The 26092-nt window shown below is 54.0% G+C and carries 19 protein-coding genes and 1 pseudogene; 9 read left to right on the top strand and 11 right to left on the bottom strand.

Translation table 11 applies throughout. The features are described from left to right. Positions 1-49: 49 nt before the first annotated feature. Positions 50-2800, top strand: coding sequence for a two-component sensor histidine kinase BarA (gene barA, locus EC840_RS14200; protein WP_129639262.1), 2751 nt, complete (start codon positions 50-52; stop codon positions 2798-2800). A 54-nt stretch (positions 2801-2854) separates the two neighbouring features. Here barA and EC840_RS14195 read toward each other — a convergent pair whose 3' ends face one another. The 5 genes and pseudogenes from EC840_RS14195 to EC840_RS14175 form a co-directional block, all read right to left on the bottom strand. Further along, complete coding sequence (locus tag EC840_RS14195; protein WP_132965799.1) at positions 2855-4162, bottom strand: amino acid deaminase; 1308 nt, start codon at positions 4160-4162, stop codon at positions 2855-2857. 117 nt (positions 4163-4279) lie between these two features. Beyond that, on the bottom strand, positions 4280-5419 hold the full coding sequence (locus tag EC840_RS14190) for a glycerate kinase (protein ID WP_113877393.1): 1140 nt from the start codon (positions 5417-5419) through the stop codon (positions 4280-4282). A 120-nt stretch (positions 5420-5539) separates the two neighbouring features. Further along, positions 5540-6433: pseudogene (gene garR / locus EC840_RS14185) on the bottom strand (2-hydroxy-3-oxopropionate reductase); the annotation flags it as partial. A gap of 27 nt (positions 6434-6460) precedes the next feature. Further along, complete coding sequence (gene garL / locus EC840_RS14180) at positions 6461-7231, bottom strand: 2-dehydro-3-deoxyglucarate aldolase (RefSeq protein ID WP_120163257.1); 771 nt, start codon at positions 7229-7231, stop codon at positions 6461-6463. A gap of 61 nt (positions 7232-7292) precedes the next feature. After that, positions 7293-8639, bottom strand: a complete 1347-nt coding sequence (locus EC840_RS14175) for an MFS transporter (RefSeq protein WP_132965797.1) — start codon at positions 8637-8639, stop codon at positions 7293-7295. A gap of 562 nt (positions 8640-9201) precedes the next feature. On the opposite strand from EC840_RS14175, the gene garD reads away from it, so the two are divergent. Beyond that, entirely contained in the window at positions 9202-10773 is a 1572-nt protein-coding gene (gene garD / locus EC840_RS14170) for a galactarate dehydratase (protein WP_132965795.1), read from the top strand. Positions 10774-10844: 71 nt separating this feature from the next. Here garD and exbD read toward each other — a convergent pair whose 3' ends face one another. Both exbD and exbB read right to left on the bottom strand, forming a co-directional pair. Beyond that, on the bottom strand, positions 10845-11279 hold the full coding sequence (gene exbD, locus EC840_RS14165) for a TonB system transport protein ExbD (RefSeq protein ID WP_112287738.1): 435 nt from the start codon (positions 11277-11279) through the stop codon (positions 10845-10847). A gap of 9 nt (positions 11280-11288) precedes the next feature. Then, complete coding sequence (gene exbB, locus EC840_RS14160; protein ID WP_240783352.1) at positions 11289-12215, bottom strand: tol-pal system-associated acyl-CoA thioesterase; 927 nt, start codon at positions 12213-12215, stop codon at positions 11289-11291. Between the two features lie 521 nt (positions 12216-12736). Between exbB and EC840_RS14155 the strand changes: the two genes are divergently transcribed. The 5 genes from EC840_RS14155 (at position 12737) to EC840_RS14135 (ending at position 17845) form a co-directional block, all read left to right on the top strand. Continuing rightward, the gene (locus tag EC840_RS14155) at positions 12737-13714 is read left to right on the top strand and encodes a TRAP transporter substrate-binding protein (RefSeq protein ID WP_112287740.1); all 978 of its coding nucleotides are present in this window, start codon (positions 12737-12739) and stop codon (positions 13712-13714) included. 56 nt (positions 13715-13770) lie between these two features. Next, a complete protein-coding gene (locus EC840_RS14150) occupies positions 13771-14283 on the top strand; it encodes a TRAP transporter small permease (RefSeq protein WP_132965793.1) in 513 nt (170 codons plus the stop codon). A gap of 12 nt (positions 14284-14295) precedes the next feature. Continuing rightward, complete coding sequence (locus EC840_RS14145; RefSeq protein ID WP_112287742.1) at positions 14296-15588, top strand: TRAP transporter large permease; 1293 nt, start codon at positions 14296-14298, stop codon at positions 15586-15588. Between the two features lie 189 nt (positions 15589-15777). Next, positions 15778-16971: a cystathionine beta-lyase gene (gene metC, locus EC840_RS14140; protein ID WP_132965791.1), complete on the top strand. Its 1194-nt coding sequence runs from the start codon at positions 15778-15780 to the stop codon at positions 16969-16971. Between the two features lie 214 nt (positions 16972-17185). Next, on the top strand, positions 17186-17845 hold the full coding sequence (locus tag EC840_RS14135) for a DedA family protein (RefSeq protein ID WP_112287744.1): 660 nt from the start codon (positions 17186-17188) through the stop codon (positions 17843-17845). 33 nt (positions 17846-17878) lie between these two features. On the opposite strand, the gene EC840_RS14130 is transcribed toward EC840_RS14135, so the two are convergent. Then, positions 17879-18814 (bottom strand): AraC family transcriptional regulator, encoded by a 936-nt coding sequence (locus tag EC840_RS14130; RefSeq protein WP_112287745.1) that lies wholly within the window; start codon positions 18812-18814, stop codon positions 17879-17881. 305 nt (positions 18815-19119) lie between these two features. On the opposite strand from EC840_RS14130, the gene EC840_RS14125 reads away from it, so the two are divergent. Both EC840_RS14125 and dkgA read left to right on the top strand, forming a co-directional pair. Continuing rightward, positions 19120-20160, top strand: a complete 1041-nt coding sequence (locus tag EC840_RS14125) for an NAD(P)-dependent alcohol dehydrogenase (RefSeq protein WP_132965789.1) — start codon at positions 19120-19122, stop codon at positions 20158-20160. Positions 20161-20287: 127 nt separating this feature from the next. Further along, positions 20288-21112: a 2,5-didehydrogluconate reductase DkgA gene (dkgA, locus tag EC840_RS14120; RefSeq protein WP_129639268.1), complete on the top strand. Its 825-nt coding sequence runs from the start codon at positions 20288-20290 to the stop codon at positions 21110-21112. Between the two features lie 64 nt (positions 21113-21176). Here the strand turns inward: dkgA and ftsP are convergent, their stop codons facing one another. The 3 genes from ftsP to parC form a co-directional block, all read right to left on the bottom strand. Next, positions 21177-22592 carry a cell division protein FtsP gene (gene ftsP, locus EC840_RS14115; protein WP_113877383.1) on the bottom strand — a complete coding sequence of 472 codons (1416 nt, stop codon included), beginning with the start codon at positions 22590-22592 and terminating at the stop codon, positions 21177-21179. An 83-nt stretch (positions 22593-22675) separates the two neighbouring features. Next, entirely contained in the window at positions 22676-23413 is a 738-nt protein-coding gene (locus EC840_RS14110) for a 1-acylglycerol-3-phosphate O-acyltransferase (protein WP_112286706.1), read from the bottom strand. Positions 23414-23631: 218 nt separating this feature from the next. Beyond that, a complete protein-coding gene (parC, locus tag EC840_RS14105; protein WP_129639270.1) occupies positions 23632-25905 on the bottom strand; it encodes a DNA topoisomerase IV subunit A in 2274 nt (757 codons plus the stop codon). Positions 25906-26092 lie beyond the last annotated feature (187 nt).

Raw genomic sequence — 26092 nt, 5'->3', positions numbered from 1 at the left:
GCTGGTTTATTAAGCTTAGCTGGAGCTAATTCTCCCACATTGGAACCCCATGACCAAATATAGCCTTCGCGCAAGGATGATGATCCTGATTCTGGCACCGACATTAATGATCGGTTTGCTGCTCAGCACCTTCTTTGTGGTCCATCGCTACAACGAATTGCAGAATCAGCTGACGCAAGCCGGAGCCAGTATTATCGAGCCTCTGGCGGTCGCGAGCGAATATGGCATGACGTTCCGGGAACGCCAACCGGTTCAGCGCCTGATCAGCCGCCTGCACCGCAATCATTCGGATATTGTGCGCAGCATCACCGTGTATGATGGCGACAATAAACTGTTTGCCAGTTCCACAACGCAGCACGACGGCAGTCCGTTGCAGGTCAAACGCGTTGACGATATTCCCCGCGAACTCACCAAGGAACGCTCCGGTGATGTGCTGATTTTACGCACGCCCATTCAGGCTGAAAACCACACGGAAGCCGACGATGATTCTTTCAGCGCGTCACCGAATCATCAGTTAGGTTACATCGCCATTGAGCTGGATTTACGCTCGGTCAAACTGGCGCAATATCAGGAAGCGTTTGTTTCCACTATGTTGCTGCTGTTGTGTCTGGGGATCGCCACCCTGTTCGCCTATCGCCTGATGCGCGATGTCACCGGCCCTATCCGCAATATGGTGAATACCGTTGACCGTATCCGCCGCGGGCAGCTCGACAGCCGCGTGGAAGGCAACATGCCGGGCGAACTGAGCATGTTGAAAAACGGCATTAACTCGATGGCGATGTCGCTGACGGCGTATCACGAAGAAGTGCAGCAGAACATCGATCAGGCGACGTCAGATCTGCGCGAAACGCTCGAGCAGATGGAAATCCAGAACGTCGAGCTGGATCTGGCGAAAAAGCGTGCGCAGGAAGCGGCGCGTATCAAATCCGAATTCCTGGCCAATATGTCCCACGAGCTGCGTACGCCGCTTAACGGCGTGATTGGTTTTACCCGTCAGACGCTGAAAACCCCGCTGTCGCCAACGCAGGCGGATTACCTGCAAACCATTGAACGTTCCGCTAACCATCTGCTGACCATCATTAATGACGTGCTGGATTTCTCAAAACTGGAAGCCGGCAAACTGGTGCTGGAGCATATTCCCTTCTCGCTGCGTGAAATGCTCGATGAAGTGGTGATTTTGCTGGCGCATACCGCCCACGATAAAGGGCTGGAACTGACGCTCAACGTCCACAACAATGTGCCGGAAAACGTGCTGGGCGATCCGATGCGCATGCAGCAAGTGGTAACGAACTTGCTTGGAAATGCGATTAAATTCACCGAAACCGGCAATATTGATATCAACGTGGAATTGCGTTCTCAGAACAATTTGCAGGTTGAACTGGAAGTGCAAATTCACGACACCGGCATCGGGATTTCCGAGCGTCAGCAGTCGCAGTTATTCCAGGCTTTCCGTCAGGCAGACGCCAGCATTTCACGCCGTCACGGCGGCACCGGATTAGGGCTGGTCATCACCCAACGTCTGGTTAAAGAAATGGGCGGCGATATCAGTTTCTACAGCCAGATCAACCGCGGCTCGACGTTCTGGTTCCACGTCACCCTTGAGCTGAATGAAAACCGCCACATCACGCCGGTTTCTATGAGTCACCTTGAAGGTAAACGTCTGGCGTATGTCGAAGCCAATCCGGCGGCAGCAAAAGCCACGATGGAAATCCTGCAAGCCACGCCGCTGGATGTCACGCACCGCACGACAATTGCAGCGCTTCCGGAAACCCATTACGACATTATGCTGTGCAGTATTCCGGTGAACCCCGATATGACGCTGTCCGATTACGACGGCAAACTGCAAAGAGTGTTCAGCATGACACAGCATCTGTTGCTGGCACTGCCAAGCCAGTTCCAGGTGGATGCCGAAGAGCTGAAACGGCGCGGCGTCGAGGCTTGTCTGATTAAACCGATGTCGAGCATCCGTTTACTGCCGTTATTGCTCAAAGAGCAGCAGGCGTCGGTGCGGGTGATTAACAATGATGAGAACAAAACGTCGCGTCTGCCGCTGACCGCAATGGCGGTGGATGATAATCCGGCCAACCTCAAACTGATTGGCGCGCTGCTGGAAGAATTAGTGGAAACCACCGTGCTGTGTCACAGCGGTGAAGAAGCGATTGAAGTCGCGCGTCATACGGACCTCGACATCATTTTGATGGATATTCAGATGCCGGATATCGACGGTATCCGCGCCAGTGAAATCATTCATCAGATGGCGCGCCATGCCAAAACGCCGGTCGTGGCGGTCACGGCGCACTCGCTGAGTGGCGAACGCGAGCAATTGCTGAAGCTGGGCATGGACGATTATCTGTCTAAACCGATTGATGAAAGTATGCTGAAAAACGTGCTGTCACGGCATCAGACTCATCAGGCGCAGCTGGATTCTCCGTTGCAGTCCGGAGAATCCCTCGCGCCGATCAGCACGCTCGACTGGCAACTGGCGCTGAGTCAGTCGGCCAATAAAGTGGCGCTGGCGCAGGATTTACTGCAAATGCTGGTGGAATTCCTGCCACAGGTGGCTGAACGCGTGGAGGCGGTAACGCGGGGCGAACCGGACGACGACATTCTGGCGCTTATTCACAAACTGCACGGCAGTTGCAGTTACAGCGGCGTACCGCGTCTGAAACAGCTGTGTTTCTACATTGAACAACAGTTGCGACAGGGCGTCAGCGTGGAAACACTCGAACCTGAATGGTTTGAACTGCTTGATGAAATAGACAACGTGAAGCGCGCTGCGCTGGCCTATTTACCTAAGTAGAAAATAATCCGGTAAGAGAGTAACGCCCGGCATCGTCCGGGCGTTTTCGTCTCATCAGAACCAGGTGGTCACCGCACCGGTCACATCCCACTGTTCATTGACCAGCAGCAGCTGCCGCCATTTGTCGAACGTCAGGCAAGGGTGGCTGATATCAAAGACCAGCATGTCACCGACTTTCAGGTCAGCGTTTTCCGGTATCGACATAAACGCATGCTGATCCATCATCGCGAACACCTTCCAGTCTTCCGGCGCAGGCACCACCGTGGTGTATCCCGCCTGCGTGGCGCTGCGCGGACGGAAATGCCCGGCGGCTTTCGGGTATCCGGCGTCATAACCGGCATCACGCTTACCGAAAGCGATAATCGCCCTGCCCGGCTCCGGCAACGATTGCACCGCCGCCCAGACCTGCAACGCGGGCTGTAAACTGCTGTTCATCTCGCGCGCCACCGGATTGCTGGTTTGCATACGTTCAAGCGCCGCCTGATACGCGCCGACGTCGTGTGTCACGTAGCAACCGGAACGCAGGATGATATCGAGGTTATAGCGTTTTTCAGCATCAAGATGCGTGTCTTCGCGGGTCAGTTCTTCTGCCACCACATCGAACCAGGCGGAACCGGCACCGGTTAAAATCACCTGCGGTTCGGCAAATTCTCCGGCCTGTGCCAGCACTTGCGTGCGGGTCATAACGTGGCGCAGAAAACCGCGGATCACCGCCTCGTCATTACTGACACCTTCGTAAAGCTCGACACCGACCAGCGCCAGCGACTGCGGCCAGCGTTTCACCGCCGCCAGCACGTCAGCTTCCTGTTCTTCGGTGCGGATGCCCGTCCGACCGCCCGCAATGCCGTATTCAAACATCACGCGCAGTGTCAGCTGCTGACTGGCAAAGTAATGCCCGAGCGCGTCGGCGTTGTCCGCTGAATCCACAATGCAGGTGAAATCGAAAGACGGGTCTTCACGCATCAGCCCGGCGATCATCGCCATATTGCCTTTGCCGATCAGCTGATTGGCCATAATCACTTTGCGCACGCCATGCGCGAATGCCGCATTAACCTGCGGCGCAGTCGCCAGCGTAATACCCCACGCACCAAACTCCAGCTGCATCTGATACAGCTCAGGGCTCATGGTAGTTTTGCCGTGCGGTGCCAGTTTCAGCTGATAACGCTGGATGAATTCGCGCATCCAGGAAAGATTATGTTCGACTCTCTCTTCGAGCAGCACCGCCACCGGCAGGCTGACGTCTTCACGCAGAATATTCCAGCCTTGCCCGCGGATATCGCCCTTACGCGCACCGGCGCTCAGCGGCCCAAGCCCTTTGGTCAGGGTGTTTACCGGCTGCTGTGAAAAATCAATCTCTGACATACGTGTTTTCTCATTGGCGAATGTCTTTAAAACCTAACGTAAAACCGCCACAAATAAAATACAAAAACCGGCGCAGGCTGGGCCTGAACACCGGTTTTTTATCCTGACTGCTGTGGGTTAAAGTTTTTGCGATAATTTAATGGTCGCGGCAATATTTCGTGCGGATTTACGCAGGTTGTCCGCCGCGTTTTTCAGGGCGTCATCGAGTGTACAAATGCTGTAAAGCACACTGAAAACGGCGTCCAGCCCGTGGTCATAAACCACATCCACATCTTTTGTCAGGCTGCCCGCAATCCCAATCACCGGTTTGTTATAACGCTTGGCGACCCGCGCCACACCAATCGGCACTTTACCGTTGATGCTCTGGCTGTCGATACGCCCTTCACCGGTGATCACCAGCGTGGCGTCTTTCACCAGCTCATCCAGCCCCAGCGCATCAGTGACTATCTCGATCCCCTGACGTAATTCCGCATGGCAGAATCCGTAAAGTGCCGCGCCCATACCGCCCGCGGCGCCAGCACCGGGAACGTGCTCAACATCAATGCCCAGATCCTTTTTGATCACTTGCGCATAATGATGCAGATAGCCGTCGAGCTGTTCGATCATCTCCGGTGTCGCGCCTTTTTGCGGACCGAAGATAGCAGACGCCCCGTCTTTTCCGGTCAGCGGATTGGTCACGTCACACGCCACTTCAAAGCGACATTTTTTGATCCGCGGATCCAGATCGCTGATATCAATGTGATGCAGTTTTTCCAGCTCACCGCCGCCCTGACCAATCGGCTTGCCCTCTCTGGTCAGCAGCTTCGCGCCAAGCGCCTGCATCATTCCCGCGCCGCCGTCATTGGTCGCACTGCCGCCAATGCCGATGATGCAGTGTTTCACGCCATGGTCCAGCGCGGAATGGATCAGTTCGCCGGTGCCGTAAGAGGTGGTTTTCAGCGGATTACGTTGCGCAGGCGGAACGCTTTCCAGCCCGCTGGCCGCCGCCATTTCGATGAAAGCGATTTTCTCATCACCTGATAACCCGAAGAACGCCTCGATCGGTTTTCCCAGCGGCCCGGTGACATTCACTTTAACGACGCGGCCTCCGGTGGCAGCCACCATCGCCTCAACCGTGCCTTCGCCGCCATCGGCAACCGGCAGTTTGACGTACTCCGCCTCGGGGAAAATCTCACGAAAACCACTTTCGATGGCTTTTGCCACATCCAAAGCAGACAAACTTTCTTTGTATGAATCCGGTGCGATCACTATTTTCATAAAGTCATTACCTTCATAAACTGCACGCGCCGATGTGGAAAAGCGTCCTGTCAGTTTTGCATCCTGCCTGAAGGGCAACGCGAAACGAGCATTAACTCAGGGTCACGTTGCCGCCGCAGACTAACGGGTAACTTCAACCTTCGCTAAGGTTTCATAATAGCGTGCAATGGCGCTATGGTCAGATTGCCCGTGACCATCCGCTTTCAGTGCCTGCATCATTTCCATGACCAGCGAGGTCAGAGGCAGTTGCGCACCAACGCCGTGTGAGGTGTCCAGTGCATTAGCTAAATCTTTGATGTGCAAATCAATTCGGAATCCCGGCTTGAAGTTGCGATCCATCACCATCGGCGCTTTTGCTTCCAGCACGGTGCTGCCTGCCAGTCCGCCACGAATAGCCTGGAAAACTAAATCAGGATCCACGCCCGCTTTGGTAGCCAGCACCAGCGCTTCAGACATGGCAGCAATGTTCAGCGCCACAATCACCTGATTCGCCAGTTTGGTGACGTTGCCTGCGCCGATATCACCGGTATGCACCACGGAACCCGCCATGGATTTCATGATTTCATAGCATTTATCGAACACCGCTTTGTCGCCGCCGACCATGACAGACATCGTGCCGTCGATGGCTTTCGGTTCGCCGCCGGAAACCGGCGCATCGAGCATCGCGATTTGCTTAGCAGCCAGCGCTTCACTGATTTCACGGCTCGCCAGCGGCGCGATAGAACTCATGTCGATGAAAATAGTGCCCGGACGCGCGCCTTCAATCAGACCATTTTCGCCCAGCGCCACCTCTTTTACCTGCGGCGAGTTTGGCAGCATGGTGATGATCACATCAGAAACCGCAGCCACGGCTTTTGGGGTATCTGCCGCTGTCGCGCCGAGTTTCACAATTTCACCGACGGTATCCTGATTGCGATCCATCACCACCAGCTCGTAACCTGCTTTCAGCAGGTTTTTGCTCATAGGCTTGCCCATGATGCCTAAACCAATAAAGCCAATTTTCATTCGGGTATCCTCTTTATATTGATGTTTGAGAGCGGATCACTTGGTGAAGCGATCACACAGCGCCTGAGTCCCTGCGCGGAAAACGCCTAAATCACTGCCGACCGCCACGAACGTCGCGCCCCATTCCAGATAGCGACGGGCATCTGCTTCAACCGGTGCCAGAATGCCGCTCGGTTTGCCGTGTGCTTTTGCACGCGCAAAGATGTGACGGATAGCGGCCTGCACGTCAGGGTGTCCGGCGTTGCCGAGATGCCCCATGCCTGCGGCCAGATCGCTCGGGCCGACGAAAATTCCGTCGATGCCGTCAACGGCGGCAATCGCATCCAGATTATCGACGCCCTGCTGGCTTTCGATTTGCACCATCACCGCGATGTTGTCGTTGATGCTGGTGAAGTAATCCGGCACGGTGCCGAACATGTTGCTGCGATGCGAAACCGATACGCCACGGATGCCTGCTGGCGGATAACGTGTTGATGCCACCGCCAGTTCAGCCTGCTCCTGCGTTTCCACAAACGGGATCAGGAAATTGTAGAAACCGATATCCAGCAGGCGCTTAATCACCACCGGATCATTAAATTGCGGACGCACCACCGGCGCGCTGCGGCTGCCTTTCAGCGCCATCAGTTGCGGTACAAATGTGGTGACATCATTCGGCGCGTGTTCGCCATCGAGCAACAGCCAGTCAAAACCCGCCACGCCGAGCACTTCGGTGGTGATTGGGCTGCACAGCGCTGACCAGCAACCAATCAGCGTTTTTCCTTGCAGTAAGTCCTGGCGAAAGCGATTTGGAATCATTTGATTACTCATATCTGATATCTGACCTCATCCAGGGGCAGAGCCGGAAAATCCGGCATGCCCGCATCAAAATTTACTGTTTCTTAAGTTCCAGACGTTTGATCTCGCCGACCACCAGCAGATAGCAAAGCATCGCCATCAGTGCTGAACAGCCCACAAAAATTAATGCCATATTGAAAGAGTGCAGCCCTTTTACCATGTAGCCGATCACCAGCGGCGTCACGATGGAGGCTACGTTTCCGAACACGTTGAAGATGCCGCCGCACAGGCCAATGACTTCTTTCGGGGCGGTATCGGCAATCACCGGCCAGCCCAGCGCACCAAAGCCTTTGCCGAAGAACGCCAGCGCCATCAGGGTGACAACCAGCGCGTTGTTGTCGGTGTAGTTACACAAGATGATGCTGGTGGCTAACAACATGCCCAGCACGATAGGAATTTTACGTGCCACGGTCAGCGAGAAACCGCGTTTAATCAGGAAATCTGAGAACACGCCACCCAGCACACCGCCGGCAAAACCGCACAATGCCGGAATTGCGGCAATCATCCCCACTTTAAGAATAGACATGCCCTTTTCCTGAACCAGATAAATCGGGAACCAGGTCAGGAAGAACCACGTAATACTGTTAATGAAATACTGCCCGAAGAAGATCCCCAGCATCATGCGGCTGCTCAACATCTGACGAACGTAGCTCCATTTCGGACCATTTTTCGCACTGTCGGTTTTCTTGTGGTCGATATCCACCACCGCGCCGCCGTCTTTCAGAAACTCCAGCTCGCTTTTGGAAATATGCGGATGTTCCGGCGGGTTATGAATAAATTTGATCCACACCAGCGTCAGCACAAAACCAATCACGCCCATCACGATAAAGACATGTTCCCAGCCCCAGGCGTAGGTCAGCCAGCCGAGTAACGGAGAGAACAGCGCCAGCGAGAAATATTGTGCGGAGTTAAAAATTGCCGACGCGGTGCCGCGCTCGGTGGTCGGGAACCAGGCCGCGACAATGCGGGCGTTCGCCGGGAAGGAAGGCGCTTCGGAGAAACCCAGCATAAAGCGCAGGATAAACAGCGTCAGTGCGCCATACGCCAGCGGGAACCAGCCAACAAAGCCTTGCAGTAAGGTGAACAGCGACCAGAAAAACAGGCTGTAGGTATAAACTTTCTTTGAACCGAACTTGTCCAGCAACCATCCGCCGGGCAACTGCATAATCAGATATGCCCAGCCGAATGCCGCAAAGATTTGCCCCATATCCGCAGCATCCAGGCCCAGCTCGCGCGCGACCTCGGTGCCTGCAATGGAAAGCGTTGCACGGTCGGCATAGTTCACCGCCGTGATTAAAAAGATAATCAGCAAAATGTAGTAACGAATATGTGTTCGTACCTTACTTTGCGCGATTGTCCGAGACTGAGATTGAATATTCATGGTGACCTTCGTTGTAATATTGAAAAATTCATTCAGGTAATTCACCGCTGCTCAAATAACGCCCGCCATTCCTCTGCGTTATTTACCCTATAGTTTCTTTATAAGAAGCATTTATACGATCTGGCGAATTAATCCTTTATTAATCCTTGTACGAAATTTACCTGTATTACTTAAAACGTCACCTTCAGAGGGCTAATACAGTATAAAAAAGAGGCCCCGAAATAACACTGTGCATTCGCCCAAGAATATAGCAGATAATTGTGACTATTCTTTTGCATACACACATCGATGTGGGAGGAGAATCACAGATTATCTCGCGCTGATAACCGCTCAAATCAAAGGGTGATATCCATCACATTTATTCTGTCACCTGCCCCACAGAATGATGTTAAACCGGTAAAAAGCTGGTCAGTTGCACAATGAGGTTCGTGGAAGTCTGTCTTATAATGAGCGTCATACCCTGTATTACAGAGCATGTTTTGAGAAACGTCGTTAAGCGTCAACTTCAGAGAATTAACCGGAGCCTTTTGTTCCGGGATGTTTAATAAACGCGGAGACAGTTATGTCACGTAATAAAGATAAAGAACATGCAACCGAAGCACTTTTCATTAAGGTTCATGAAAGCGATAACGTTGCTATTATTGTGAACGATAACGGTTTAAAAGCCGGCACCCGATTTTCTAATGGTCTGGAATTAATTGAGCATATTCCACAAGGTCATAAAGTTGCCTTAGAACCGATTGCCCAAGGTGGCGATATTATTCGTTATGGTGAAGTCATCGGCTATGCGGTGCGTGATATCGCACAGGGCGGCTGGATTGACGAATCCCTGGTGGAACTGCCGGTCGCGCCGGAGCTTAACAGCCTGCCGCTGGCCACCCGCGTTCCGCCCGCCTTACCGCCGCTGGAAGGCTATACCTTTGAAGGTTACCGCAACGACGACGGCAGCGTAGGCACTAAAAATCTGCTCGGTATAACCACCAGCGTGCATTGTGTGGCGGGCGTGGTGGATTACGTGGTCAAAATCATCGAGCGTGATTTACTGCCGAAATTCCCCAACGTCGATGGCGTCGTGGCGCTGAACCATCTCTACGGTTGCGGCGTGGCAATTAACGCCCCGGCGGCGGTGGTGCCGATCCGCACTATCCACAATCTGGCGCTGAACCCGAACTTTGGCGGCGAAGTGATGGTGGTCGGTCTGGGCTGTGAAAAGCTGCAACCCGAGCGCCTGCTGGAAGGTACGCCGGACGTGCAGGCGATTTCCCTCGACGATACGCATATCGTCCGTTTGCAGGATGAACAGCATGTCGGCTTCCAGTCGATGGTGGACGATATCCTCACCGTTGCACAATTCCATCTCGAGCGCCTGAACCGCCGTCAGCGCGAAACCTGTCCGGCGTCTGATCTGGTCGTGGGCACGCAATGTGGCGGCAGCGATGCTTTCTCCGGCGTGACAGCTAACCCGGCGGTAGGTTACGCCTCGGACCTGCTGGTGCGCTGTGGCGCGACCGTGATGTTCTCAGAAGTGACTGAAGTGCGCGACGCCATCCACTTACTGACGCCGCGCGCTGCGGATGTCGAAGTGGGTAAACGTCTGCTGGAAGAAATGGCCTGGTACGATGATTATCTGTCGATGGGACAAACCGACCGCAGCGCCAACCCGTCTCCGGGTAACAAAAAAGGCGGTCTGGCCAACGTGGTGGAAAAAGCACTCGGCTCGATTGCAAAATCCGGCACTAGTGCAATTTCAGAAGTATTGTCTCCGGGTCAGCGTCCGACCAAAAAAGGCTTGATCTACGCTGCCACGCCTGCCAGTGATTTTGTCTGCGGAACACAGCAACTGGCATCCGGGATTACCGTGCAGGTCTTTACCACCGGACGCGGTACGCCTTACGGCCTGCTGGCGGTGCCGGTGATTAAAATGGCGACCCGCACCACGCTGGCTAACCGCTGGCACGATCTGATGGACATCAACGCGGGTACTATTGCGACCGGCGACGCGACTATCGAAGATGTGGGCTGGGAGTTGTTCCACTTCATTCTCGATATCGCCAGCGGGCGCAAGAAAACCTGGTCAGACACCTGGGGCATCCATAATGCGCTGGCGGTGTTTAACCCGGCGCCGGTGACCTGAGTTTCGGTTTTACAGATAAACGAAAGGCCAGCATCGCTGGCCTTTTTGTGCGTCTGATCTCGAGGAAAAACTTACTGCGCCGCAGCGGCACCGGTTTGTTCAGCGCCAACCAGTCCGACTTTCAGGTAACCGGCTTTACGCAGGTTATCCATCACTTTCATCAGCGTTTCGTAATCCACTGTCTTATCCGCACGGAAGAAAATCGTGCTCTGCTTATTGCCCTGAGTACGTTGATCCAGCATCGAGGTCAGATTATCGCTGTTGACCGGCGTGTCGCCCAGGAACAGCTGTTTGTCTGCTTTCACCGACAGGAAGATCGGTTTCTCAGGACGCGGCTGCTGTTTCGCCGTAGAGGCGGGTAAATCAACCCGCACATCTACGGTCGCCAGCGGTGCGGCCACCATGAAGATGATCAGCAATACCAGCATGACGTCGATGAAAGGCGTGACGTTGATGTCATGCATTTCACCGCTTTCGTCGATATCGTCGTTTAACCGAATAGCCATAATCTGTTCTTACCCTACGCGTAACTGACCTGTCTGACCGCGTGGCGCATCGCCTTTGCTGGCAGCCAGATCCAAATCACGACCCTGCAACAGAATAATCTGCGCCGCCACATCGCCAACCTGATGACGGTAAGAGGTAATGGTACGGGCGAAAATGTTGTAGATAACCACGGCAGGGATCGCGGCAACCAGACCGACAGCCGTTGCCAGTAAAGCTTCTGCAATGCCCGGCGCTACAACGGCCAGGTTAGTGGTCTGCGTTTGCGCGATACCGATGAAGCTGTTCATGATGCCCCACACAGTACCGAACAGGCCGACGAACGGAGAGATTGCCCCGATAGTCGCCAGAATACCGTTGCCACGGCCCATGTAACGGCCGGCTGCGCTGACGCGACGCTCAAGGCGGAAACCGGTACGTTCTTTGATGCCGTTGTTGTCGGTGGAACCTGCTGACAGCTCGAGTTCATTCTGTGCGTCACGGATCATCTGCGCGCTGATGCTGCTGGCGGCGAAGCTTTCGGCTTGCTCAGCGGCTTCGTCCAGAGTACGGACAGAAGACAGCGCATCAAACTCGCGGCGCATACGGCGTTTGCCAGTGAACACTTCAGCACCTTTGCTGAACAGCAACGCCCAGGTGACGACAGAGGCCAGCAGCAGGCCAATCATGACGGTTTTCACCACCGCATCGGCGTGGTGATACATGCCCATAACAGACAAATCGGTAGGAATGACAGGCGTCGCTTCGGACGGCGTCGGTTGCATCACCGGTGCTGGCGTTGCATCACTGTTCGCCGGTGCAGGGGCATCCGCCGCTGCCGGTTGAGTTGTTGCAGAATTGACGGCTTGTCCAGCCGGCGTCGCAGGTGCAGCCATCGCGTTGCCACTTAAGCCAGCAACCAACATCAACGACATCAGTAATGAGGTCGCCTCTTTCATCTTATTGCGAGCCGTTTTCACGCGTCGCCTCCAGCCAGAATCAGTGTGTAGAAGGAATGAATAACGCCGAATGATATCAAAGAAAAAGGCCTAATTGATAGTCGTTCTCATTATTATTTACATTGTCGCGCCTGCAGGCTGGCGTGTCATTGACAGACGACAAGGTTTTTCGTGTTTGCACAAGGGATGAACAATTTAATCTGCGTCACACTTTCCAAAAGAATTACGCGGTAAATCAATCATCTGAGCTTCAACATCTAAGTCAAAACAATGTTTTAAATATTAAGTAACACCTTTTTACATTTGTTGCGAGTTTGTGATAATGCTCAAATACCGCACAGTAAAAAATAGGATAAGGTGCTTACTCAGGCGAAGACCGCATACCGGCAATGCTTGTATCCCTATAATTTAAAAGCTTATTTACACATTTTTCATAATGAACAGGCCGGACCTTCCGTTGGCTCTGATCAACACTTGCTCTCATTTATCTTTCCCTTACTGAGTACCCTGGAGACAAACTGATGAAAATGCAAAAAGCACTTCTCAGCCTTTGCCTGAGTTCCGCGACCCTCTTATTTACCGCGGGTGTATCCGCACAAACGCTGAAGGCCGCCGATGTGCATCCGCAAGGCTATCCGAACGTCGTCGCCGTTCAGCACATGGGCGAAAAGCTGCAAAAGCAAACGGACGGACGCCTCGAAATCAAAACGTTCCCGGGCGGTGTTCTGGGGGATGAAAAGCAGGAAATTGAACAGGCACAGCTTGGCGCGCTGGATATTATCCGCGTATCGATGACGCCGGTTGCCTCGATTTTACCGGAGATAAACGTCTTCACCCTGCCCTATATATTCCGCGATGAAGACCACATGCACAAAGTGCTCGACGGTCAGATTGGCAAAGAAATCGGCGACAAAATCACCAACAACCCGAACTCCCGTCTGGTGTTCCTCGGCTGGATGGACGGCGGCACGCGTAACCTGATCACCAAAGAGCCGGTGGTGAAACCAGAAGATTTGCACGGCATGAAAATCCGCGTACAAGGCAGTCCGATTGCGCTGGCGACGCTGAAAGCCATGGGCGCAAACCCGGTGGCGATGGGCGTCAGTGAAGTGTTCAGCGGCATGCAGACCGGGGTTATCGACGGCACCGAAAACAACCCGCCGACGTTTGTCGCCCACAACTATCTGCCGGTGGTAAAAAACTACACCTACAGCCGTCACTTCATCATTCCGGAGCTGTTCCTGTATTCAAAAGTGAAATGGGACAAACTGAAACCGGAAGACCAGCAGTTAATCCTCAAGCTGGCGAAAGAAGCACAGGACGAGCAACGCGAACTGTGGAAAGCCTATAACGAGAAAGCGCTGGCAACGATGAAAGCAGGCGGCGTGAAATTCTATGAGATCGACCCTGCGACTTATGTCAAAGCCACGCAATCCGTGCGCGATGAATTCGGCAAAGACCATCAGGAACTGATGCAGCAAATCGCTGACGTTCAGTAAACCCTGACTCCGGCAGCCTGCGGGCTGCCTCTTTATGATCTTTCGCCGGGGGATTTATGGTCTCGAGTTATCACACCCTGATGGACATTCTTTACCGCTGCGCGATGTGGCTCGCCGGTATTGCGTTACTGCTGATGGTCGCGGTGATCCCGATTGGGATCTTCGCCCGCTACGTGATGAACAGCGCCCTGTCGTGGCCGGAGCCGATTGCGATTATGTGCATGGTGACGTTCACCTTTATCGGTGCCGCCGTCAGTTACCGCGCCGGTTCGCACATTGTGGTGGCGATGGTCACCGACCGTCTGCCGCCTGCGCTGAAAAAATTCTCCGCCCTGCTGGCTGACCTGATGATGCTGGCGATCAGCGTGTTTATTTTCTGGTACAGCCTGCAATTGTGCAGCGAACTCTGGCAACAGCCGGTGGCGGAAATCCCGCTGCTGACCGCCGGACAAACCTATCTGCCGCTGCCCATAGGTTCTGCGCTGACGCTGTTATTCATCATTGAGCAGATCATTGCCGGCCCGCAGCATCAGCGGCCAGTGGTGATGCTGGGCAATTCTGACGCCTGACCGGAGCCTGTTATGGATGCATTAATCTTGTTGTTAACGCTGGCGGTAATGCTGGCGATTGGCGTGCCGGTCGCTTACGCCGTCGGGCTGAGCGCGCTGGCGGGAGCCTGGTGGATTGACCTGCCGTTTGAAGCGCTGATGATCCAGCTGACCAATGGCGTGAATAAGTTCTCTCTGCTGGCGATCCCGTTCTTTATTCTGGCGGGCGCGATCATGGCCGAAGGAGGGATCGCCCGCAGGCTGGTCAGTTTTGCCTACATCTTTGTCGGGTTTATCCGCGGCGGACTGTCGCTGGTGAATATCGTCGCCTCGACCTTTTTCGGCGCGATTTCCGGATCCTCGGTAGCAGACACGGCGTCGATCGGCTCGGTGATGATCCCTGAAATGGAGAAGAAAGGTTATCCGCGTGACTTTGCGGCAGCGGTGACCGCCAGCGGCTCGGTGCAGGCTATCCTCACACCACCCAGCCATAACTCGGTGATTTATTCACTGGCGACCGGCGGCACGGTGTCGATTGCCGCGCTGTTCATCGCCGGTATTCTGCCCGGTTTACTGCTCAGCCTGACGCTGATGGTGATGTGCGTGGTGTTTGCGCACAAACGCGGTTATCCAAAAGGTGAACGCGTGCCGTTCCGTCAGGCGCTGAAGATTTTCATCGACACGCTGTGGGGGCTGATGACCGTTGTCATCATCATGGGCGGTATTCTCAGCGGAGTATTTACCGCAACAGAATCTGCGGCGATTGCCTGTCTGTGGTCATTCTTCGTCACCATGTTTATCTACCGCGATTACAAGTGGAGCGAGCTGCCGAAACTGATGTACCGCACAGTCAAAACCGTCAGCATCGTCATGATTCTGATCGGGTTTGCCGCCAGCTTTGGCGCAGTGATGACCTACATGCAGTTGCCGATGCGCATCACCGAATTCTTCACTTCGATCTCCGACAACAAGTACGTGATCCTCATGTGGATCAACATCATGCTGTTGCTGATCGGTACGCTGATGGACATGGCGCCGATCATTCTGATCCTGACGCCGGTGCTGTTGCCGGTGGTGTTATCACTCGGCATTGATCCGGTGCATTTCGGCATGATCATGCTGGTGAATCTGGGGATCGGGCTGATCACCCCGCCGGTCGGCTCGGTGCTGTTTGTCGCCAGTGCGGTGAGTAAACAGAGCATTGAGAAAGTGGTGAAAGCCATGATGCCGTTCTACTGCGTGCTGTTCGTGGTGCTGATGCTGGTGACCTATATTCCGACCATTTCGCTATTCCTGCCCAAACTCTTCGGCGTCTATACCGGCTGATGCCCAAAACTCGTTTCTCCCTTGCCCGTCGTCACGACGGGCTTTTTTTCTGTGAAACGGGCGCAGGCTGCTGAAATTTTCTCATCCACCCGCCAAAAGCCTGATCCCTGAAATTCATCATGTTAAGTTAATGACATATCGGCGGATGCTGGTGCATGCCGTGCAACGTAACAGGGTGAAATACGGATTATGACGTCTAAAAAAATTGAAACCGCGCTGGTCAGCGCCGGACGGGACAAGAAGTTCACGCAAGGCTCCGTGAATGCGGTCATTCAGCGCGCGTCATCTTTGGTCTTTGAAACCGTCGCGGATAAAAAACACGCCACCGCCAACCGTGCTAACGGCGAGCTGTTTTACGGACGCCGCGGCACCCTGACGCATTTCTCGCTGCAACAGGCGATGGTCGAGCTGGAAGGCGGCGCGGGCTGCGCGCTATATCCGTGCGGCGCGGCGGCGGTCAGTAACGCGGTGCTTTCCTTTGTCAGCAGCGGGGACCACATTCTGGTGGCCGGTTCATCTTACGAACCGACGCAGGATTTCTGCGAAAAAGTGCTGAAAAAACTCGGTGTTTCCACCACCTATTTTCCTGCCAATATCGGTGCTGAGTTAGGTTCGCTGATGCAGCCGGATACCAAAGTGGTATTCCTCGAGTCGCCGGGTTCTATCACTATGGAAGTCCCGGATATCCCGGCGATGGTGAAAGCGGTGCGCGCAGTAAATCCGGACGTTGTCATCATGATCGATAACACCTGGGCGGCGGGCATTCTGTTTAAAGCGCTGGAATTTGATATCGATATTTCGATTCAGGCAGGCACCAAATATATCGTCGGTCATTCTGATGCGATGATTGGCACCGCCGTTTCTAATGAACGTTGCTGGGCGCAGTTACGTGAACATTCCTATCTGATGGGGCAAATGGTCGATGCTGATACCGCGTATGTCGCCAGCCGCGGGCTGCGTACCATGGGCGTGCGGCTGAAACAGCATGCAGAAAGCAGTATCCGCATCGCACAGTGGCTGGCGGAGCGTCCGGAAGTGGCAGTGGTCAATCATCCGGCATTGCCCGGCAGCAAAGGCCATAAATTCTGGAAGCGGGATTTCACCGGCAGCTGTGGCCTGTTCTCTTTTGTGCTGAAACAGCGCCTGAGCAAACAACAGCTTTCTGACTATCTCGACCACTTCGAGCATTTCAGCATGGCGTATTCGTGGGGTGGCTTTGAATCGCTGGTTCTGGCCAATCAGCCGGAAGAAATTCAGGCTATCCGCCCGGCGGAAACCGTCGACTTTACCGGCACGCTGGTTAGATTACATATCGGGCTGGAAAACTGTGACGATCTGATTGCCGATCTTTCAACGGCTTTTGAACGGATAACGACTTCCTGAGCCACAGAGATTGCGACATAACGCGCAGATCGGTAAGGTAAGTGGCGGATATTCATTCGCAAAATGATAATAATCTGTAAGCTCTTTAGAGCTCCGGGCGACTGATGCCGGAGCCTTCTGTCTTTTTTACAGTGTCCTCAGATCAACATATCCAACATCGATCCGCGTTACACTGGCAGGCGACAGTTTTTAATGAACAGAAACAGGACAGAATATGGCAGTGCTTTGCGACATTTTTCATGCGCTCTGGCAGCATGATTTCAGTATGCTCGCCGACCCGAATCTTCTCTGGGTCATTTATGCCGTCCTGTTTGCCACGCTGTTTCTGGAAAACGGCTTATTACCTGCCTCTTTCCTGCCCGGTGACAGCCTGCTGCTGCTGACCGGCGCGCTGATTGCTAAAGGCGTCATGAGCTTCGTTCCTACCCTGATTATTCTGGTGACGGCCGCGAGCCTCGGCTGCTGGCTGAGTTATATTCAGGGACGCTGGCTGGGTCACACCAAACTGGTCAAAGGCTGGCTGTTACAGCTTCCGGCGCATTATCACCAGCGAGCGCATCAGATGTTTATTCAGCACGGGCTGATGGCGCTGCTTGTCGGGCGTTTTCTGGCTTTCGTGCGGACACTGTTACCGACAATGGCTGGGATTTCCGGCCTCAACAATGCCCGTTTCCAGTTCTTTAACTGGCTGAGTGCCATATTGTGGGTGGGTGTGGTGATTTCTCTGGGCTTCGCACTGAGCCACATTCCGATTGTTAAACGCCATGAAGATCAGGTCATGGCGGGACTGATGATTTTACCGGTTCTGTTGCTGGTCGTCGGTCTGGCTGGCGCGGTGCTGGTTATCTGGAAAAAACGGAAATGCCGTTTCTGAGCCCTTTCTGAAATCCTTTGTAAAAAGACCGGTTCAGGCCTTAAATGCCACGTCCGTTAACGCCAGCACACCGGAACTCCCTTCGCGCAGACGCGCCATCTCATCACTCGGCGTGACGCCAAAATAGCGTTTGAACTCCCGGCTGAACTGGGACGCGCTTTCATACCCCACCTGTAATGCCGCTACGCTGGCTTTCACGCCATCATAAATCATCAAGGTACGCGCACGGTGCAGGCGATAGGTTTTCAGATACTGCAGCGGCGACGTGCTGGTCACGGCTTTGAAGTTATGGTGAAACGCCGAAATACTCATGTTCACTTCACTGGCCAGCGTTTCCACGCTGAGATTGTCGGCGTACTGCGCCTCAATACGGCGCAGGGATTTGGCAATCTGGCTGAAATGGGTATGACGATTAACCAGCGCCTGGAGCGCGCCGCCGTTCTCGCTGGTCAGAATAAAGAACAGGATTTCGCGGATAATTTTAGGCCCCAGAATACGGGCGTGCAGCGGCTTATCCATCACATCCAGCAGGCGTTCGGTCGCACAAAGAATATCGCCATCCAGCACGCCGGAGTTGATGCCTGTTGACGATTCTTTCTGACGCGCCATGCTTTCGTCGCCCATATCCATCAGCAGATCCTGCAACATCAGGTTATCAATGCTGATCTGAATACCGGCCAGCGGCTCTTCGGGGCTGCTGAAGGTTTCACATTCGAAAGGCAGCGGAACGGTCAGCATCAGATAATTGTGCGGATCGTAAGAGAAGGTTTTCTTGCCCAGATAACCGACTTTTCGCCCCTGAAAAAGGATCACAATGCCGGGATTGTACAAAACCGGCTGACGCGGATGGTAACGTGTGGTGTACATCAGCGTCACCTGCGGAACCGCCGACGGCACGAGATTTTTATCACCACTGAGCCGGGCGACTCTTGCCGCCATGCGGGCGCACAGGCTGTTCACGTTTTCCATTATTTCGCTCCACATATTCACTAAACTGGCACTGATTCTGCCATAACCTCCTGCGTTCCTACAGAGACAAGCAGAAACAGGCAAGACTCTGGCAGAAATGGGCATCATGCTGCTGCCCATTTTCTCTTACAGTTAATGTCGCCTTCCGCAGGGGGACACACCTGCATAAATGCGATGAACTGCTAGTCTGTATGGACGTACTTTTCATTCGCTGATCGTGAGCGACCTTCGGTCACCGATTCTTTTTTTCTGATAAATCCTTATTTCAATTCATTATTCGTCTAACCGAGAGTTCGGAGGATTGTATGTCTGCACCTGTTGCTGCTGAAAATACCTTTAACGCCTGGGCCGCTGCCGGCCCGAATCAGCCACTCGAAGCGTTTGCTTTCGACGCCGGCCCGATTGGCGACGAAGAAATTGAAGTCGCCATTGATTATTGCGGCGTTTGCCATTCGGATCTGTCGATGCTTAATAATGACTGGGGCATCACGCAGTATCCGTTTGTTCCTGGCCATGAAGTGGTCGGCAAAATCGTCAAAATTGGTAATCATGCGCAGAACAAAGGGCTAAAAGTCGGCCAGATTGTCGGCGTGGGCTGGAACCGTAGCAGCTGTATGCACTGTCACCCTTGTATGTCCGGCGATCAGCACCTTTGTCATGACGTAGAAGCCACCATCATCGGCCATCACGGCGGTTTCGCGGACAAGATCCGCAGCCACTGGGCGTGGGCTATACCGCTGCCGGAAGGCGTGGATATCACCAGCGCCGGTCCGTTGTTCTGTGGCGGTATTACCGTCTTTAACCCGCTGTTGCAGTTTGGCGTGCTGCCGACCCATCGCGTTGGCGTGATTGGCATCGGCGGTTTAGGCCACATGGCGCTGCGTTTCCTGAATGCCTGGGGCTGCGAAGTCACTGCGTTTACGTCATCGATGGCGAAACGTGACGAAGCGGTTTCACTCGGTGCGCACCGCGTTATTGCTACCCGTGACAGTGATGAACTGAAGAAAATCGCCGGTCAGCTGGACTTCATTATGGTCACCGCCAATGCCTCGCTGGACTGGGACGCCATTATTGGCGCGCTGGCACCGAAAGGCCGTCTGCACTTTGTCGGCGTGGTGCCGGAAGCGGTACCGCTGCATGTGATGGCGCTGATCAGCAAACAGGCTGAGGTTTCCGGTTCACCGACCGGCTCCCCTTCCCGTCTGGCTGACATGCTGGCGTTCTGCGCCCGTCATGACATCACGCCGCAGGTTGAGCACTTCCCGCTGAGCAAAATCAATGATGCCGTGGAGCATCTGCATGAAGGGAAAGCGCGCTATCGCGTGGTGCTGGATATGAACGCCTAGGCATCTTCCGTGTCTGAATATACGTAGCCTGCTCAGCAAGATGCCGTTTCGTTTACTAGACTTAACGTCAATCCCTACACGGTGCCCGTCCTCTGCGGCGGGTACTCTGCCCTGAAAGGAGAAACTCATGGCAACGCAACCCATCATCAAACTTCACGATGGCAATCTGATGCCTCAGTTAGGACTTGGCGTATGGAAAGCCAGTAATCAGGAAGCCACCAGCGCGGTGAAAACGGCGATCGAAACCGGTTATCGTCATATTGATACCGCCGCCATCTACAAAAATGAGGAAGGCGTCGGCGAAGCAATTGCCGCCAATCTGGTGCCTCGCGAAGAGCTGTTTATCACCACCAAACTGTGGAATGACGATCAGCTGAACGCACCACAGGCGCTGGAAACCAGCCTTAAAAAGCTGAAAACTGATTATGTCGATTTATACCTGATCCACTGGCCGCAACCGGCTCAGGGGCATTACGTCGATGCCTGGAAAGCGCTGCTGAAACTGAAAGAACAAGGTCTGGCGAAAAGCATCGGCGTGTGTAATTTCCCGCTGCAACATTTGCAGAAGCTGAAAGATGAAACCGGCATTTTCCCTGTCGTGAATCAGATTGAGCTTCACCCGCTGATGCAACAGCGCCAGCTGCATGCCTGGAACGCCACACACACCATCGCCACCGAATCCTGGAGCCCGCTGGCACAGGGCGGCGAAGGCGTGTTTAATCAGCCGCTGATCCAGAAACTGGCGGAAAAATACGACAAGACGCCTGCGCAGATTGTTATCCGCTGGCACTTAGATAACGGGCTGATTGTTATCCCGAAATCGGTAACACCAAAACGCATCCGCGAAAACTTCGACGTGTTTGATTTCAAACTGGAAAAAGAAGAACTGGCGGAAGTCACCAAGCTGGATAAAGAGCAGCGTCTGGGGCCGGATCCGGAAAAAGATCTGTAAGCCGTTTGAGAGTGCAGAAAAACAAAAACCCGCCGAGGCGGGTTTTTTATTGCGCGAATGACGCTTACATCGAAGGCTGTACCAGCATATTGGCCGCTGAGCCGCGGTCGGCCAGTTCCAGCGCGCCACTGCGGTAGACGAACGGGAAGTGCTCATAAGAAGGCTGATTGAAATACACCAGCAGTTCGACATCGCCATCGACCCAAACGGTATCTTTGAATCCGGCATCTTCCACCAGCGGCGCGGCGCCATTAACGCTTTTAACCAGGAAGGACACCCCTTCAACATGGAACGTCTGCGGTAAATCCGCATGCACCGTCCAGCGTTCCCACGTGCCTTGCTGCGCAGTCAGATCGATACGGTTGATATCCCACAGCGCGCCGTTGATCCCCGGTTCACTGTCGCCTAAGCGCAGGTCACGGGTACGGACGACGTTGCCGGTCAGGATCTGATCGGCCAGCAAACGCATCGGCAGATTATCCGTCACCAGCGGCAGCAGGCCGGTCGGTTTCAGGGTCAGCACAATGGTAGAAACCAGAATGCTTGAAGGTTCGAACAGGCCGCGCAGTCTGTCCATCACGCCTGCGGCTTCACCGGCAGTAATCGACACTTCTTCGCCCTGTGACATATCCACCAGCACTTCGCGGCGCTCGCCCGGCCCGAGAGAAAGACGTTTTACCGTCATTGGCGCTGGCAGGAAACCCAGATCGGAACCGACAACGTGGAACGCGCGGTTATCGGTCATGCTCAGTTCATAACGGCGCGCATTCGAGGCATTGAGTAAACGCAGACGCACCCAGCCACGTGAAACTTCTACGAACGGGCTTTGCACACCGTTCACCAGCATGGTATCGCCAAAGAATCCTCCGGAAGCCGGTGTGTCGTATTGCGGCACGCCGAACCCATCCAGACGCTTGTCCTGAATGATGATCGGGAAATCATCCACGCCGTAATGGTTCGGTAACGGCAGATTTTTGCTGACTTCGTCCTCGACAATCCACATCCCCGCTAAACCGTTATAAACGTGCGGTGCCATGCGGTTCGGGGTATTGGCGTGATACCAGCAGGTCGCCGCCGCCTGACGAATAGGCAATACCGGGGACCAGTCAACGCCCGGCTGCATCAGACGCGCGGCGCCACCGGTTAAGGTGCCCGGTTCAAGCAGACCGCTGACGGTCATAGAAACAGCTTCTGCCAGACGGTTGCTGTAAATCAGTTTTACGTCATCACCGCTGTGTACTTTGACCGTCGGGCCAAGGTACATGCCATTGATGCCCCAGACCGGCGCTTTTGCGCCACCCAGGAATGACCAGTGAGCAGCCTGCAAAGTCAGAAACAGGGGTTGTCCGCGACGCGATTCGAGCAACGGCGGAACGGGCAATACAGGTTGCGAACCACTCGCTTCTGCTTTTAATGGCAGAGCACCTGCGGCAAGAGCCACGCCGGAGGCTTGCAGGAACGAGCGACGACTGAGTGACATATCTTCTCCATGAAAACAAGATCAGGAACTGTGTAGAATCCGCCGCCATCAATGGCAGCGGGAAAAATGGCATCAACTGAATTTTATTTTTTTGCGGCGGCTTCGCGCTGCGCCACTTCGGCATCCAGCTCGGCAATTTTGTCCGCCATGATCTGACGACAGTGCTCGGACAATTCACGCAGGCGCTCTTTGGTATAACCGCTGGTGTCGATTGGCGGCAGCATTTCAACAATCACCAGGCCGTTTGACCAGCGATTTAACTTCACCTTGTTACTGGTGTTCGATACGCAGATCGGCACAATCGGCACACCGGCAGCAATGGCAGCATGGAAAGCGCCGGTTTTGAATGGCATCAGGCCACGGCCACGGCTGCGGGTCCCTTCCGGGAACATCCAGATCGACAGATTCTTTTTCTTAATCTGGGTCACGACCTGAGAAATGGTACCGTGCGCTTTGGCGCGATTATCACGGTCAATCAGCAGGTTGCCCGTCAGCCAGTAAAGCTGACCAAAGAACGGGATCCAGGCCAGGCTTTTCTTGCCGACGGTCACCGTTCCTGGCATGACGACGGACGAAGCCGTCACCATGTCATAATTGTTCTGATGGTTGGCAATATAAATACAGTTGCCGTTATTCACTGCTTCTGCAGGAATACGTTGTTCTACACGAAGGCCAAATACGGGTGCCAGACGACCAAACAGCTTACCGAAAGTCGACACATGTTTCGGGTTCCGCGGACTGAAAAGACAATAAATACAACCAAAAACAGAGACCAGAATCGAGTAAACCACCACGATAATCAGACGCAAAATAAATAACATAACATCCTCTTAAAACTACAGCCGAAGCCGGTAAGAAACCTGTGCAGTTTCGCTCCCTGTGAGGTGAACTATTCTCAAGCCTCATTCAGCAGGGCACAACGGTTTTATTGATACAAATGTAAAATCTTTGCACTGCACAACAGTCTCAGGCCGCTGCAACCCTCTCAAACGATTTCAGGGCACAAATGTGCCCTGTCGGTTAAGAAGTTACAGCCATTTTATTCTTCGCTGTCACCACCACCGGTGCGCACAGGCGCATCGACTTCAACCCGATCGATACGTTGCAGTCCGCGTGGCAGCAGGGTTCCCTTGCGGCCACGTTCAGCACGGAATTTTTGCAAATCTTCCGGACGCAGAACCAGCTTACGTTTACCCACATGCAGGGTAACTGATGTTTGCGGTGGCAACACCAGCAGCCATTGTAGTTTATCTTCACCACTTGCTGCCTGCGCAGAAGGGATTGAAACAATTTTGTTACCTTTGCCTTTCGACAACTGCGGTAAATCAGCCACCGGGAACATCAGCATCCGGCCCGCGGCTGTGATTGACAGCAACATATCATCAGCGCCATGAAGCTCCATTGGCGGGAACGCTTTCGCATTTTCCGGCAAGGTGATCATCGCTTTACCGGCACGGTTGCGCGCCACTAAATCATTGAAGGTACAAACGAAACCGTAACCGGCATCAGAGGCCATCAGTAACTTCTGATCGTCAGCAGCCATCAGCACGTGTTCAATGGTCGCGCCCGGCGGTGGCGTCAGTTTACCGGTCAGTGGTTCACCCTGACCGCGCGCCGATGGCAACGTGGTCGGATCCAGCGCGTAACTGCGCCCGGTGGAATCCATAAACACCACCGGCTGATTGCTCTTGCCTTTCGCGGCAGCACGGAAACTGTCTCCCGCTTTGTAGCTCAGGCCGGAAGCATCAATGTCATGACCTTTAGCACTGCGCACCCAGCCTGATTCGGACAACACAATCGTGACAGGCTCAGACGGGATGAAATCGTGCTCGCTCATCGCCTTAGCTTCTTCGCGTTCAGTGATCGGCGAACGACGATCGTCACCAAAGGCTTCGGCGTCAGCCTGAATTTCTTTGCGGATCAGTGTGCTGAGTTTGCGTTCAGAGGCCAGCAGCGCCTGCAGCTGATCGCGCTCTTTCGCCAGTTCATCCTGCTCACCACGGATCTTGGTTTCTTCGAGTTTCGCCAAATGACGTAATTTCAACTCGAGAATCGCTTCTGCCTGAGTATCTGACAGCTCAAAACGCTGCATCAGCACCGGTTTTGGCTCGTCTTCGCTACGGATGATGTGAATGACTTCATCTATATTCAGGAACGCCGTCAGCAAACCTTCGAGGATATGCAGGCGTTTCAGCACTTTATCGAGGCGGTAGTTCAGACGACGGCGTACGGTATCGCGACGATAAACCAGCCATTCGGTCAGAATTTCCAGCAGCCCTTTCACCTGCGGACGGTGATCGAGGCCGATCATATTCATGTTGATGCGGTAGCTGCGTTCCAGATCCGTGGTTGCGAACAGATGATTCATCACCTGATCCAGGTCGATACGGTTAGAGCGCGGAACCACTACCAGACGCGTCGGGTTCTCGTGATCGGATTCGTCACGCAGATCTTCGACCATCGGCAGCTTTTTGGCACGCATCTGGTTGGCAATTTGCTCCAGTACTTTCGCACCGGACACCTGATGAGGTAACGCGGTAATCACCGCGCTGCCATCTTCTTTGTGCCAGACCGCACGCATACGCACCGAGCCTTTGCCCGATTCGTACATTTTGCGGATTTCATTGCGTGGCGTAATGATTTCGGCTTCGGTCGGGAAATCTGGCCCCTGAACGAATTCCAGCAAATCTTCCAGCGAGCTGTTCGGTTTTTCCAGCAATGCGACCGCAGCGGCAGCCACTTCACGGATGTTATGCGGCGGAATATCCGTCGCCATCCCGACCGCAATGCCGGTGGTGCCATTGAGCAGAATATTCGGCAGACGCGCAGGCAGCATTTTCGGCTCCTGCATAGTGCCGTCAAAGTTCGGCACGTAATCGACCGTCCCCTGCCCTAATTCACGTAACAGAACGTCGGCATATTTCGACAGACGCGATTCGGTATAACGCATCGCAGCAAATGATTTCGGATCATCCGGCGCACCCCAGTTCCCTTGCCCGTCAACCAGCGGATAACGGTAAGAGAAAGGCTGTGCCATCAGCACCATCGCTTCATAACAGGCGCTGTCGCCGTGCGGATGGTATTTACCCAGCACGTCACCGACGGTACGCGCGGATTTTTTGAATTTGGCGTTATTACTCAGGCCCAGCTCGGACATCGCATAAATAATACGGCGCTGTACCGGCTTGAGCCCGTCACCGATAAACGGCAGCGCGCGGTCCATGATGACGTACATGGAATAGTTGAGATAGGCGTTCTCAGTAAACGTGTGCAGGGCTAAACGCTCTGTTCCGTCATGAGTCATTTCGCTCATTGATGTTTAATCCTCAGACCCGTGGCGTTATCGTTTTGGAAATTAAGGAAGCTTGCACCCGCTGGCGCATAATAAGGCGGCGTACACGAGGCAATGATGTCCGCGATAGTACATCATCTGCCGTATGGCTGTCACAGTTGCTGTGTTTATGCCTTCTTTTTAAACAATTATTCCGCAATAAAATGGC

Source organism: Rahnella sp. JUb53 (assembly GCF_004346065.1).
GTDB classification, from domain to species: domain Bacteria; phylum Pseudomonadota; class Gammaproteobacteria; order Enterobacterales; family Enterobacteriaceae; genus Rahnella; species Rahnella variigena.
This window is presented reverse-complemented; position numbering and strand designations above follow the sequence as displayed.